This is a genomic window from Faecalibacter rhinopitheci (assembly GCF_015234135.1).
GTDB lineage: Bacteria > Bacteroidota > Bacteroidia > Flavobacteriales > Weeksellaceae > Empedobacter > Empedobacter rhinopitheci.
Genome location: NZ_JADGIK010000011.1, coordinates 17,750 through 32,936 on the forward strand (window position 1 = coordinate 17,750; position 15,187 = coordinate 32,936).

Here is a 15,187-nt window from a genome sequence, read left to right on the forward strand (position 1 = left end):
GGTTTTGAATTTTTATTCTATATCCTCCTGCTCTATTTGTCTTAATAAGTCATTCATTGCTAACTCCAAACACATTACGCAACCTTCTTCTAGGCCTTTATCATTTATTTCTTTAGCCTTTTCGGATTCGTTTATCATATAAAAATAGGAAGATAATAGACCATATCCTTCTGGATTCCCTAATTGAATTACTTTGTTTCCTAACTCCTCATATTTTTTATTAGGCACAAAAGAACTATTTCCCTGCCCTTGTAGCGCTAAAGAAATACCTCCCATATCTGCCATTATTTCTTGAGAAAATTGCTGAATACATCCCAAGTCGAATCCTTCGTTACATAACTTCGTATTTTCTATTAAAAGATTTTCTATTTTTTGGTTTAGGTCATCTTCACCTTCAGCAAGAGCAAATAAATTCAGTCCAATTTTATAATTAAGTTCGTAATGACGTTCCAACCATTTTGCACGTTGGGCAAGTTTCATATCATTGTCTTGGTTATACATCAAAGTTTTAGAAGATGATTTAAACACTTCATTATTTATCCATTCTCCTTGTCCCACTAATTGATTATTTTTCTTTTTAAAAATAAATGGTACATTATCAACGAAAGCAATAACAGAATCATTTCTTTCAAAGAAATCATATTCTTGCATATCATTGATATTTACTTTTCCTCTTCCATCAAAGTTTAATGTTGTGTAAATACTGTTTTTACTTTTATTTTTAAAAGAACCTTCTAAATTATTGGATGTCTGCTGAGCAAATAAAATCTGAGCAAATAAGATGATTGGTAGAAGAAATTTCATAGTCATAATTGATTTTTTTTTAAAGGTAAAAAAAGCCATTCAATAATTATTGAATGGCTTATAAAATAGCTGTTTTAAGGGATAATTACTCCCACTCTTCTTTAATTTGTCTTTCTTCGTAATCTGCTTTCATTTCAGCTTCATAGTCAATAGTTTCTGAAGATGTAAATCTTTTGATTAAACTATCAAATATTGAATATACTACTGGTACAATAATTAAGGTTAAGAATAAAGATGAAATTAATCCACCGATAATTACCCATGCTAATCCATTATTCATCTCAGCACCTGCCCCTTTTGCCATTGCAATAGGAATCATCCCTATCACCATTGCAATTGTAGTCATTAAAATTGGACGTAAACGAGCATGGTTAGCTTGTAACAGAGCATTGTAAGTTGATTCCCCAGCCTCTTTACGCTGATTGGTAAAATCGACTAGTAAGATGGCATTTTTACACACTAAACCAATTAACATGATCATCCCTAATATTGTAAATACATTTAAGGAGTTGTTGGTTAATGCTAATATTATAAACACTCCAATTAACGATAACGGAATTGAAAATAGTACCACAAATGGATATACAAAAGAATCGTATAAGGCAACCATTACAAGATAAACTAAAATAATAGCGGCTAGTAATGCTATTCCTAATGTTCCAAAACCTTCAGTTTGATTTTCCATATCACCACCCCAAACGTATTCTACACCTGCAGGTCTATCAAGGTTATCCAATTTTTCCATCCACTCGTTTGCAACAGTACCCACTGGTACCCCTACAACTTGGGATTCTACAGAAACGGCTGCTGTCTTATCACGTCTTTCTAATAAAGATGGACCAGAACCTTGTACAACTTCTGCAAATTGGCTTAATTTTATTGGTAATCCTGCACTATTTACAACAATAATATTTTTAACATCTTCGATTGACTGACGGTTAAAGTTATCGTATTGAATGTTAATATCATATTCATACTCACCTGCACGGAATTTACCATCTGTATTTCCAGAAAACGCTGTTTGCATTGTTACACCTACAGTTTGTAAATTTAAACCTAAAGCAGACATTTTATCTCTATCTACCGAAACAGTAATTTCTGGATTACCTGCTTCAGAAGATAGTTTTGGTTCTGAAGACCCAGGTATTTCTTTTAGAATGGCCAGAGCTTGATCTGCAAATTTTGCTGCAGACTCATAATCTGTACCTGTAATTGTTAATTTTAATGGAGCATTTTCTGCACCAATTAAACCAACGGGAACAGTCTTAATTTTAATTCCTACAAATTTTTGTTGTAGTTCTTTTTTAATCTTTGCTGCAAATATTGATGAATTATCTTCACGCTTTGCTTTATCAACAAGTATTACGTCAATTTCGGATTGGTATGCTGTAGCTTGAGAAGCACCCATACCTCCTGATTGTTGACCAACAGTAGTAATAAGATCAACAATTTCAGTTTTATCTCTTAAGAAACGTTCGATTTCGATTGTTTTCTGATTCGTTTGTTCAACCGAAGCATCTTTAGGTAATTCAATTTGCACTAAAAACTCTCCTTTATCAATCTTAGGAAAAAATGCAGTTCCGATATACCCTAATGGGACTAACATAAAAGATGCTACAAGTAGTAAACTTGCTCCTACAATAGAGGCTATTTTAGTACTTACACTACTTAAACACCATTTTAATAAATCAGCAATCCAATGCGTAAAATTATTTAATAATTTTTCGAAACCTAAAATGAATTTCTCAAAAAGATTTTTCCCAGTTAGGTGTTCTAACTTCCCGAAACGTGATGATAACCAAGGAACAATTGTAAAGGATGACAATAAGGATAATAATGTGGCAATAACCACTGTCACACAAAATTGTCCGATAATTCCGGCTACTAAACCTGTAGATAACGCAATTGGTAAGAAAACCACCACAATTACCAAAGTAATGGCTGTTACGGTAAAACCAATTTCGGCCGCTCCATCATAAGATGCACGAATACGAGATTTCCCCATCTCCATATGGCGGTAAATATTTTCTAATACAACAATAGCATCATCTACTAGAATACCTACTACAAGAGATAACCCTAATAATGTCATCAAGTTTAAGGTATATCCTAATAATTCAATACCAATAAATGTTGCGATTAAGGATGCTGGAATTGCAATCATTACAATAAAGGCGTTACGAATACTGTGTAAGAACAATAACATCACTATGGCAACTAATATAATTGCTAATACTAAATCGAAAACAACTGAGTTGGCTGCATTTAATGTAAAAGTAGACGTATCGTTCATGATACGCACTTTTAGACCTTCTTGGGCAAATTGTGCTTCAATTTGTTCAACCGTTTTCTGAATTAAAGCAGATACTTCAACTGCATTGGCATCAGATTGTTTTACAACTTGGAAAAGAATCGAAGGTTCTTGATTCAAACGCGCAACTTTATCAACTTCTTTTTGTGAATCGTAAACATAAGCGACATCTGATAATCGTATTTGGATTCCATTATTAGACGTTAAAACTAAAGCTTTTAGCTCGTCTACTGTTTTATATTTCCCCGATAGACGTATAATCGTAGAATTTTCTCTCGTTTTAATTTTCCCGGTAGGGAAATCTAAATTTGAAGATAAAACCGCTTGCTGTACTTGAGGAACAGAAAGACCATAACCTTCTAGCTTTTTAGCATCTAAACGAACCTGAATTTCACGTTCTTGACCTCCGATTAGATTAACCTGAGCAACCCCTTTAACACGTGAAAGGATTGGTTCAATTTTTTTATCTAATAAATCGTATAATTCTTTATCATTTAATTTATCTGAAGATACACCAGCCGTAATAATCGGCAAATCTGACATAGAGAATTTACTCAGCGATGGCGCATCTACATCATCAGGTAAATCCGATACGATTTGATTAATCTTACGTTGCGCATCATTCAGGGAGTAATCTGCATCTGCATCGGAATTTAGAGTAATCATAACGACTGATAAACTCTCGTAAGATTTAGATTCTACCTTTTTTACATTTTCTAGAGAAGATACTGCATCTTCAATCTTCTTGGTCACGGAATTTTCTACTTCACTTGGAGATGCTCCAGGATAAACGGTAGAAACTGTAACAACGTTAACTTCAAATTTAGGAATCAATTCATAGCCTAAACTCTTGTAACTTAATATACCACCTAACGTTAAAATCGTAAATAATACGACAATTAGCGTAGGTCGTTTAATCGATATTTCAGCTAATTTCATTTATAAATTATTTTACGATTCTTACTTTTTCACCATCTGATAAATTAATTTGTCCAGATGTAACCACTTCAGCGCCTTCTTTTAACCCTGAAAGAACTTCGACATATTCTCCGATTACACGACCAGAAACAATTTTAGTTATTTTAGCAATTCCATTTTCTACAACAAATACAGTATTTGAAGAAACTCCGTTTACAAAAGCTGTAGCCGGAATTACAGCAATAGCTTTTGTTGCTGCGGCATCACCAGCAGTTGAGAATACAGCAGTTCCGTACATACCTGCTTTTAATTTATTATTATTAGATACTTCAATTTCTACAGGGAAATTTAATGATGCATCAGCTTTAGGAGCTATAAAAGTTAATTTTCCTACGAATTCGTCATCTGGTAAAACAGAAGCTAAAACTTTAATATTTTGACCTACTCTTAAATTAACGATTTCTGATTCATTTACTGCGACCTTTAACTTTAAACGAGAAACATTTACAATTTCAAACATTTGTGTACCTGGAGCAACAACAGATCCTGGCTCTATAAAACGAGTATTAATAACCCCAGAAATAGTCGCTTTTACATTAGTATCACGAACACGTAGACCTTGCGCTTCTACAGCGGCACGAGCATTTTTAAGTTGTAAACGAGAATTATCCACTTGCTGCTTGGTAACCCCTCCTGTTTTAAAAGCATTTTCAAAACGTTGATTGTCTGCGATAGCATTTTGTAAATTATTTTGAGCTTGTGTCATATCCACTTCAATCGCATCTTTTTTGATTGTTGCTAAAGTTTGTCCGACACGAACATAATCCCCTTCTTTTACCATTACATTAATAATTCGACCTGACATTTCAGATGGAAAAGTCATTTGCTGTATTGGTTCAAAGTTACCATTAACCATAAAGTCTGCTGATAAATCTTTGTATTCTAATTTTGCCGTATTTACCGCAATTTCATCAAGTTTTGATGCAACAATTTCAACTTCTTTTTGTTGCTTTTCTTTATTTTTATTGATGATGTAGTATCCTCCTCCTAAAACTAGAACAGCTGCTACAATCCAAAGTAAAGTTTTACCTAATTTCATTTTAATTTAATTTCGTAGGTTTATTATTGTAATATCGTATTAATTTCTCCCCTTGCTTTTAATAAAGCTACCTCAGCTACTTTATACTCTAACAACACATTTGAATAATTGTTTTTAGATTCAGTATAAGCTTGTTCAGCATCTAAAACTTCTGTTAAAGTTGCTAGGCCATTCTGATAATTAGATTGTGTATTATTAAATACCTTTTGAGCTAATTCAACATTTGCCTTTTGGTTGTCTAAATTGATAATTAGATTCTCTATTTGAGTTTTAGAATTATTATATTCTAAGTCTAATCCTAGTAAAGCATCTTGAATATCAATATCTAACGCATCAATATCTAATTGAGCTTGTTGGATTTTAGATTTTGTAGCCCCACCTGTAAATATTGGTACTTTAAGTTGCAAAGCAACATTACCTACATTTGACCAATAAGTGGAATTATGAAATGGTAAATTTTCACCAAAACCGTTGACTCCATAGTTTAATGCTAAGCCAACTGTTGGATACAATAACGCCTTAGTTGCTTCTAAATTATAGCCTAATAATTCCTTTTGTTTTAATAAGGCTGCTACTTCAGTACGCTTTGTATAATCAAATTTATCTTCTAACAAAAATTCATTAATTTTCACATCTTCTTCTACCAATTTAATTTCTGTTTCTATTGGCATTCCCATGTAAAATTTAAGTGCATTTTCTTGTAATTCAACTGAATTTACAATTTGCTGACGTGTAGACTGTATGTTTACCAAGCCAACTTTTGTACGATCTAAATCTATTTCTTTTGCTAATCCATTATCATATAAACTTTGAATAACATTTTTTACTTTATTGGTATTCTCGAAAGAAGCATCTATATTTTTTAACTTCTGTTCAGTAACAAATACTTGATAGTAAGCTGTGGCTACACGTTCTATAATTTGTTCGTTTGTAAGCTGAGCATTTATTTGATAAAACTCTCTTGTTGACTTTGCCGCTTTAAGGCCTGTAAAAACGCGTTGATCAAATAAAGCTTGATACACGGAAACAGAAGCATTCGTATTCCAAGGTTGTCCCATTTTGATGACCATTAACTGGTCATTCATTTGCAAGGCAGATTCTTGAATAATAGCATTGTATTGTACTGCACCAGAAGCAGATATTTGAGGAAGTGCTCCTGCTTTCGCTTCTTTTATTTGAAGATCACCTCTACTAATTTCAAGTTTCGCTTTCTGTGCATCAGCTTTATTTTGTAAAGCAAAATTTATGGCCTGCTTTAGGGTCAACTCTTGCTGAGCTGAAACCGTCTGAAACATAGCCAACAATACTGTTACTCCTATCCATCTTAGACGTTCGAATAAATTGGAAAATTTCATATATTTCATATTATTTAATTCTTGAATAAAGTTCGAAGGATAATTTCTTTTCTATCCTTTAAGATCCTTTTATAGTTGGACTCTGAGATTTGTAAATTTTCTTGTAATAATGGACGCATAGCCAACGGAAAATTAATCAATGAAATCATATTTAATAAAAATTGAATTGGTTCCATTTCTTCAATTATTCCTTCTTCCATAGCTTGTTCTACATTACTAAAGAAAAATTCTGAATGATCTTTTGCGTTATCTCTTTTATAGGATTCTCCTTTGTTCATTTGGGAAACAATGTATGTTTCTAGGTAGGGATATTCTAAATTAATCTCTAAACTGCAATCAATAAAATCGGAAATTTTTTGTTTAAAATTATGACTTGAAGACATTATAGATTCAGTCTTATTTATTTCAAGTTTCTTTGCTTCTTGAAATACAATTTGAAATAGGTTATTTCTTGATCTAAAATAATAGTTAATTAATGTACGATTAACTCCAGCTGCATCAGCTATTTCTTGTGTTGTTGCATTAAATTTTCCTTCTTTGAAGAAAAGTCTTTTGGCCGTTTCTTTAATGATATATTCTGTTTGATCCTTTTTTTCTGCACTCATATTATCAATTTTGACAAAAATGTTTAACAAAAGTATTAAACAAAAATCGTTTAACAAAATTGTCAAATAACTTTAACATTTATGATGCCAGGATTTTATCTTTACGTACTTGATATCTCTTAACTTTGCCATATGAAATATGATATTATTATAGTTGGTGGTGGGCCAATCGGAATAGCTTGTTTTATAGAAGCAAAAAAAAATAATCTTTCTGCATTAATTCTTGAAAAAGGAACAATTACCAATAGTATTTATAATTATCCTTTGGATATGACTTTCTTTTCTACTTCAGAGAAATTAACCATAAATGATATACCGTTTAATTGTATAGCACCAAAGCCTGGTCGGAAAGAAGCATTGGAATATTATAGGAATGTTGCCAATTACTATGACATTAATATCAACTTATATGAAGAGGTTTTAACGATTGATAAATCTGACTATTTTACTGTAACCACATCTAAAAACACTTATTTTTCGGATAATATAATCTTAGCAACGGGATTCTACGATATACCTCATCTACTTGGTGTAGAAGGCGAAAATCTTCCTATTGTTTCTCATTATTATAAAGAAGCTCATCCATATGCTTTTCAAAATATTGTTGTAATTGGTGCAAATAATTCTGCAGTAGATGCTGCATTAGAATGTTATCGAAAAGGTGCAAATGTTACATTAATAGTACGTGGTAGTGAGTTTACGTCCCGTTTAAAATATTGGGTAAAGCCCGATATAGAGAATAGAATAAAAGAAGGGGCTATAAAAGCATATTTTAATTCTACCGTAGAAAAAATATCTCACACATCTATTACAGTGCAATCTAATCATGAAACTATTACAATAGAAACTGATCATATTTTAGCAATGACAGGTTATGAGCCCAATTTTAATTTTCTAGAACGCGCAGGTGTCCTATTACAAGATGATGGGTACAAAACGCCATTTTATAATCCAGAAACAATGGAAACTAACGTTAAAGATCTTTACTTAGCTGGAGTTGTAAGTGGTGGTTTACAAACTAATATTTGGTTCATTGAGAATTCTCGCGTACATGCTAGTCAAATAATCAATCATATTCAATCAAAATAATCTTATTTTTACACCATGAAAGATTTATTTGGACAGGCTATATTAGACTATCAAACAGAAAACAATTCAGAAAATCTCTATACAGAAACTTCAATTTCTGAGCTGGATGTAATGCCCATAGATTATTTATTTAGGGATTTTGAAGAAATGCCTATTTTAGAACAGCAAGCATTAAACCTTACAAAAGGCAAAACTTTGGATATTGGTGCAGGAGCCGGATCGCACAGTTTATATTTACAAGAAAAAGGTATTAATGTAAAAGCGATAGATATTTCTCCAAAAGCGATAGAAACTTGTGAGCTAAGAGGTATTAAGAATGTACAGACCATTAATATGTTGGATTTAAATGAAGATGAGAAATACGATACCATTTTATTGTTAATGAATGGCACTGGTATATTTCAAAATCTTTTATTAATCGGTGTATATTTAGAAAAATTAAAAAAATTGTTAACTGCAAATGGGCAAGTTTTAATTGATGGAACAGATATACTTTATATGTTTGACGATGATGATGATGGTGGAAAATGGATTCCAGGAGATAAAGATTACTATGGCGAAGTAGACTTCACTGTTCACTACAAAGGAATGACAGATGAACCTATAAATTGGTTGTACCTTGATTTTGACACATTAAAAAACGCATGTGAATATCATGGTTTAAAATGTAAGCGAATTGTAAAAGATGATGATTCTTATTTAGCAAAAATTACTATAAATTAAGCGTTAAACATAAGTTTAACGCTTTTTTAATTTGATTAAAGCGAATAAAAATTCCTAAATTAGTGCAATAAACCAACTAATTATATGGAAGAACACTTACCTAAACTAATTACTGATCTTGCCTTAATTTTAGGTGTCGGAGCCATAACTACATTAATATTTAAACGAATTAATCAGCCTCTGGTGTTGGGGTATATTATTGCTGGATTTCTGGTAGGTCCTCACTTTACATATTTACCTTCTGTTGCAGAAGAGCACAATGTTGAAATCTGGGCTAAAATTGGGGTAATATTTTTACTATTTAGCCTTGGTTTAGAATTTAGTTTCAAAAAATTACTCAACGTTGGTGGCAGTGCCTCCATAACGGCGTTGGTTGAAATTATTTTTATTGTAATTATTGGTTACTTTGTAGGTCAATGGATGGGTTGGTCTAATATGGATAGTATTTTCTTAGGAGGTTTATTAGCTAGCTCTTCCACCACCATTATAATACGAGCATTTGATGAATTAGGTCTTAAGCGCAAGAAATTTGCAAATGTCGTTTTTGGGATTCTTATCGTAGAAGATATTGTTGTAATTCTACTTATGGTAATGCTCTCTACAATGGCAGTAAGTCAACAATTTAACGGAACAGAAATGTTTAGTTCCTTAGTAAAACTTGGCTTCTTTTTAGCTGTATGGTTTTTAGGAGGAATATTTGTAATTCCATCTTTTTTAAGATCAATTAAAAAATACTTAGACGAAGAAACCCTATTGATATTATCTTTAGGATTATGTCTAGGTATGGTTTATATAGCTGATAGTGTTGGTTTTTCTATTGAATTAGGCGCATTTGTAATGGGATCAATACTAGCCGAAACAATATATGCTGAGAAGATAGAACATACACTGAAATCAGTAAAAACATTATTTGCTACAATATTTTTTGTCTCTATCGGTATGATGATTGATCCTGCATCTATGATAGAACATAAGTGGGCAATTATAGTAGTAACATTAGTTACGGTTTTTGGTAAATTAATTTTTACTACGCTAGGTGCATTATTGTCTGGACAACCACTTAAACAGTCTATACAAGTTGGAATGAGTATGGCACAAATTGGTGAGTTTGCCTTTATTGTAGCCGGATTAGGCTTATCATTAGGTGTCACAAGTGATTTTCTTTTTCCTGTAGCTGTAGGAGTTTCTGCGATAACAACTTTCACTACACCCTATTTAATAAAATCTTCAGAAGCAACCTATACTTTACTAAATCGTATATTGCCTCAAAAATTCATAAACACTATTGATCGTTATTCATCCGATACCCAACATATAAAAGATGAGAACCAATGGAAAATGATTATCGAAAAAACAATCAGAAATTTAGCTCTTAATACCATAATTGTAATAGCCATTACTTTCTTTATGAAAAATTTTGTGTTGTTGCTTTTGTATGATAATGTAAGTCCGTTTTTGGCAAATTTTATCACCATGATTGTTACGCTTATAATTTCCATTCCATTTTTATGGGCATTGGTTGGCAGTCGTGTGTCTAAACAATTAATGTCTAAATTTTGGTTAGAATCCAAATTTAATCGTGCGCCTATTATTGGTTTATTTTCGCTTCGAGTTAGTTTTATTTTAGGGTTAATTATATTTATTTATTATCAATTCTTTTCGAGCGAAGTAGCAGTTTTAATTCTTATTGTGGTGCTTTTAGGACTTATGTATCTTTTATCTAAACACTTTAATAATATTTACAGTATTATACAAAATCGATTCATCTATAATTTAAATGAACGTGAAATTTTAGAAGAAAAGAAGCAAAAGATAAAAAAGGAAAATTACCAATATACGTGGGATAATACTCATATTTCTGAGATGTATGTACCTAGACATGCTAACTTTATTGGTGTTCCTTTGGGAGATTTGAACTGGCGAACAAAATTCCATATAAATATTGCCTATATAAAACGCGGAGACCGCATTATCCAAATGCCTAATAGCGAATCTGTGTTATATCCACTAGATGAAATTGGAATAATTGGAACAGATGAACAAATTCAAAAATTTGAAAAATATCTTTCAATTATTGGAGAATCAGTTCCGACAAGTGATATAAAAGATCGAATTGATATTACAATGGATAAAGTTGTTGTACCAGAAAATGTAGCTGATGTAGCTTACCAAGATGTAGGGTGGGTAAAAGACACTTCTACCGGAATTGTTGTATCCATAGAACGTGATGGGAAAATTGTTTACAATCCTGATCGTGAAATTATGATTGAGCCTGGTGATTATTTAACCATTGTAGCCGATAAGAAAAAGTTAAAAGAATTTATAAAACTCTATAATTTAAAATAAGGGTTATAATTTTGTATCCATGCTTCGAAAAATTATCCATATCGACATGGATGCATTTTATGCTTCTGTAGAACAACGCGATTTCCCTGAATTACAAGGGAAATGCATTGCTGTGGGTGGTAATGCAGAACGTGGAGTTGTAGCAACTGCAAGCTATGAAGCTAGAAAATATGGTGTAAAATCTGCAATGCCCTCTGTAATAGCCAAAAGAAAATGCCCTAAACTAATCTTCGTTAAACCACGTTTTGAAGTATATAAAGAAGTTTCACAACAAATTAGAGAAATTTTCAAAGAATATACCGACTTGATAGAACCCTTATCATTGGATGAGGCCTATTTGGATGTCACTAAAAATAAATTTAACCTTACAATAGCTACAGAGATTGCATTAGAAATTAAACAAAAAATAAAGGAACGAACTCATCTTACTGCATCTGCGGGAGTCTCTTTCAATAAATTTTTAGCTAAAATTGCCTCTGATTATCATAAGCCTGATGGATTATTTGTGATAACACCGTCGATGTCAGAAAAATTTATAGCTGAGTTACCTATTCATAAATTCCATGGAATTGGCAAAGTAACTGCTGAACGAATGGCAAATATGGGAATTAAAACTGGTTGGGATCTAAGACAACTTTCTTTAGAAAAAATTGCACGTGAATTTGGTAAAGCAGGTTTGCATTATTACAACATATCTCGAGGTGAAGATAATCGCCCTGTAAATGCTTCCCGAATAAGAAAATCAATCGGTTCTGAAAATACATTTTCAAATGATCTTTTTCATTATCATGATCTACAACAAGGTATTAATCCATTGATGCAAGAAGTGTGGGATTGGTGCAATACACATTATGTCTATGGTAGAACAATTACAGTAAAAATGAAATTTGATGATTTTTCAATCACAAGTAAAAGTAAGTCTTCTGATTATCCTATAACACAAGAAAATTTATATAAAAAAATCGTTTTAGAATTATTAAAAGAAAGTTATCAGATAGGACGAAATGTAAGACTTTTAGGCGTTTCTGTTTCGAACTTGACTGATTTTAAACTTCACGAAGGAAGACAATTGCTTTTGGATTTTGAGAGTGTATCTTCAAATATTATCTAAAGGAGATTTAATTTTGAGAAGAGATTTTTTAGAAACGTGCGTATAAGTAAGCGTGGTTTTTATATCATTATGTCCTAATAATTGTTGTATCAACGCAAGATCGGTTCCATTTTCTAATAAATGTGTAGCAAAAGAATGTCTAAGACTATGAACTCCCACATTTTTACGCGAATTAGTTTTTTTCAAAGCATTTTTAAAGATAATTTGTACCGTTCTCGTCGACATTTGATTTCCAAATCTATTTTCAAATAAAAATTCCTTCGGACGGTAAGTCATATAGTATTCTCTAAGTGCTTCTAATAAAGATTCTGGTAGAATTGTAATACGATCTTTTTTTCCTTTTGCACCTTTTATATGCACCAGCATTCTTTCACTGTCCAAATCTCCAATCTTAAGCTTTACAACTTCACTAACACGTAATCCCATACCATACATTGTTTTCAGAATCATCTGATGCTTTAGATTTTTTGTTAAAGTAATTATCTGCTTTATTTCGTATACAGAAAGTACTTTAGGAAGTTTCTCAGGACGTTTGGGGCGCGGGATATCGTATATAACCCGAGGACGCATTAACACTTTTTCGTACAAAAATTTTATTGCGTTCATTCTAGAATTTATTGTAAATTCAGACAAACCCAAATTATCCATACAATAAACTAAATACTTACGTATTTGATCAGTTGTAATATCTTCAACAGTATAATTTTTGAACATTTTAAAGAACGAAATCAATTCACTTCCGTATGTTTTTATTGTATTTGGACTGTAAGCCATCAATTTTAATTGCTGTATAGTATCTAAAAAGTAAATTTTATGTTCTTCAGCTAATTGATGTATAGCAGGAAATTGTTCGGTTGTAATACCTATAAATTTTCTATTTTCTGTTGTATCTTTTATATACCATTTTTTTTCAGTCGCAGAGTAATATAATTTAATTAACTGTTTTAATGGAGCTATAGAAATGGAATCTTTGGCATAAATAACCCAAATAACTTTTTGATTTTTATGTATGCCAGCTTCAAACTTATAATTAGATAAATTAACACTTCCCATCTTGAGATAATTTGTATTAACGAACATATACTCATGTACTATAAAATTACGTTTATTTTTTCAATCTAGCTGATAGTAAGCATTTAAGTAAAAAAAATAAATTTGTTTATATCATCTATGTTCGTATATTTGAGTGTTATGTGCAATACTACCAAAACTTCCTTAAAAAAAATCTTGCAATGAATGATAATATTCGAAACTTTTTACTTAAAATTTGTCCTGAAATCTTAGAAGGAGAATTTTCTCAAAAAAGTATAATAGAATATATTCAAACTGTGAAAATATTGGAAATTGAATTCACTGGAAATGGTTGCTTTATTAATTTAGATTCCGAAAACTCAAATTTTGAAATGGAAATAATAAATAAAATGCACAATCAAAATGAATTAAATTTCGACGGACTTGAATTAATTAATAAAGATAAAAACTTATTATGCGAAATACGCATATTAATTATACAACAAAAAATTAATCTCATAGAAATATGGAATAAGTTGGGATCTAATTTTACAGAAATTCCATCTGAATATGAATTAAATAAAAATTGGTAATAAAGTACTGCACATAACATACTATTTGCGAAAAAACGGGCTGAAAGTAAACTTTTTTGTCATAATTTTCCACTCGCAAAATTGCTTTTCTAAAAACAATACACTAATTTAGTTTTAGCCAAGTAATTTGCTTGAACGGACGAACTTGAACTTCGTTCAATTTCTCTCCCGTTCTTCGCAAATACTCGGCTCGTTGTATGTAATTATCAAAACAACTCATGAAATTAATATATACTTTTATTATAAGCTTATTCATCATAAGTTGTAATAAAAATTCTGAAATCGAATATCAATTCGATAACGACTACATTTTTAATGACTTTAAGAAAGAATTTATTTCTTATGATTTAAATAATATAAACGATTCTATTTCTGAAAGAAAAACTTTATACAAAGATAAATTAATAAGAACTGACACATTACTTTCTAAAAATCAAAAAAGTAAATTTATTGGTTGGACAAAATTTTACGATACTATTGAAAATTCAAATACAGAAAAATTTATTGAAAACTTCAGGTTTAAAAATAATATTATAAAGTTTAACCAATTAATTGTTAAAGAAAATGACACAATTAATTATTCTAAAAGCTTTTTCTATAAATTTCATGGTAATAAAATTGTATTTTATCTTCCAGAAGAAATGAAATTTTCTAGAAATTCAAATAATGAAATTCTATTTTTTTTACTTGACGATATTGAAAATCCATCTGTAAATCTTCCACAATTATTCAAACAAAAAAGTGAAGAATTAAACTTTTTGACTATTCATGAAAAATCTAATTATTCAGAAGCTGAATATCTTATAGATCCAGAAAAAAAAGATCTTAAAGGTATTTTTGTATATTTTGAATATGAGCCAAAAACTTTTGACATTAGTACTTATTCTATACTTCATATAAAAAGATAACTACATACAACATAGTATTTCGCAAAAAACGGGCTGAAAGTAAACTTTCATCCCATCTTTTTCCACTCGCAAAATTGCTTTTCTTAAAACATTAACTTAAATTAGTTTCAGAAAAGAGCAATTTGCTTGAACGCACGAACTTGAGCTTTCGCTCAATTTCTGTCCCGTTCTTCGCAAATACTCGTCTCGTTATACGATATTATTGAATGAAAATAACTGATATTAAAGAAACATACTCAAAATACATTTATACTGTAAATGAATTTAATGAAAGGGTTCGAATTCTAACTGACGTTGAAGTTAATCGAAAAGTA

12 protein-coding genes are annotated in these 15,187 nt (G+C 31.0%); 6 read left to right on the forward strand and 6 right to left on the reverse strand.

All coding sequences use genetic code 11. The annotated features are described in order from the left end of the window. Positions 1–12: 12 nt before the first annotated feature. From IM532_RS12560 to IM532_RS12580, 5 genes are all read right to left on the reverse strand, one after another. Complete coding sequence (locus IM532_RS12560) at positions 13–804, reverse strand: hypothetical protein (protein WP_194183845.1); 792 nt, start codon at positions 802–804, stop codon at positions 13–15. An 85-nt stretch (positions 805–889) separates the two neighbouring features. After that, complete coding sequence (locus IM532_RS12565; RefSeq protein WP_194183846.1) at positions 890–4,054, reverse strand: efflux RND transporter permease subunit; 3,165 nt, start codon at positions 4,052–4,054, stop codon at positions 890–892. Between the two features lie 7 nt (positions 4,055–4,061). Continuing rightward, positions 4,062–5,132, reverse strand: coding sequence for an efflux RND transporter periplasmic adaptor subunit (locus IM532_RS12570; RefSeq protein ID WP_194183847.1), 1,071 nt, complete (start codon positions 5,130–5,132; stop codon positions 4,062–4,064). Positions 5,133–5,155: 23 nt separating this feature from the next. Further along, a complete protein-coding gene (locus IM532_RS12575; RefSeq protein ID WP_194183848.1) occupies positions 5,156–6,487 on the reverse strand; it encodes a TolC family protein in 1,332 nt (443 codons plus the stop codon). 14 nt (positions 6,488–6,501) lie between these two features. Continuing rightward, entirely contained in the window at positions 6,502–7,092 is a 591-nt protein-coding gene (locus tag IM532_RS12580; RefSeq protein WP_194183849.1) for a TetR/AcrR family transcriptional regulator, read from the reverse strand. 132 nt (positions 7,093–7,224) lie between these two features. Between IM532_RS12580 and IM532_RS12585 the strand changes: the two genes are divergently transcribed. The 4 genes from IM532_RS12585 (at position 7,225) to dinB (ending at position 12,361) form a co-directional block, all read left to right on the forward strand. Continuing rightward, on the forward strand, positions 7,225–8,181 hold the full coding sequence (locus IM532_RS12585) for a YpdA family putative bacillithiol disulfide reductase (protein ID WP_194183850.1): 957 nt from the start codon (positions 7,225–7,227) through the stop codon (positions 8,179–8,181). Positions 8,182–8,196: 15 nt separating this feature from the next. Further along, entirely contained in the window at positions 8,197–8,904 is a 708-nt protein-coding gene (locus tag IM532_RS12590; RefSeq protein ID WP_194183851.1) for a class I SAM-dependent methyltransferase, read from the forward strand. 84 nt (positions 8,905–8,988) lie between these two features. Further along, positions 8,989–11,250 (forward strand): cation:proton antiporter, encoded by a 2,262-nt coding sequence (locus tag IM532_RS12595; RefSeq protein ID WP_194183852.1) that lies wholly within the window; start codon positions 8,989–8,991, stop codon positions 11,248–11,250. Positions 11,251–11,269: 19 nt separating this feature from the next. After that, on the forward strand, positions 11,270–12,361 hold the full coding sequence (gene dinB / locus IM532_RS12600; RefSeq protein ID WP_194183853.1) for a DNA polymerase IV: 1,092 nt from the start codon (positions 11,270–11,272) through the stop codon (positions 12,359–12,361). Here dinB and IM532_RS12605 read toward each other — a convergent pair. Next, positions 12,347–13,414, reverse strand: a complete 1,068-nt coding sequence (locus tag IM532_RS12605) for a tyrosine-type recombinase/integrase (protein ID WP_194183854.1) — start codon at positions 13,412–13,414, stop codon at positions 12,347–12,349. The genes dinB and IM532_RS12605 overlap by 15 nt on opposite strands. A 179-nt stretch (positions 13,415–13,593) precedes the next feature. On the opposite strand from IM532_RS12605, the gene IM532_RS12610 reads away from it, so the two are divergent. Continuing rightward, positions 13,594–13,965: a hypothetical protein gene (locus tag IM532_RS12610; RefSeq protein WP_194183855.1), complete on the forward strand. Its 372-nt coding sequence runs from the start codon at positions 13,594–13,596 to the stop codon at positions 13,963–13,965. A gap of 218 nt (positions 13,966–14,183) precedes the next feature. Beyond that, complete coding sequence (locus tag IM532_RS12615; protein WP_194183856.1) at positions 14,184–14,873, forward strand: hypothetical protein; 690 nt, start codon at positions 14,184–14,186, stop codon at positions 14,871–14,873. Positions 14,874–15,187: the final 314 nt, after the last annotated feature.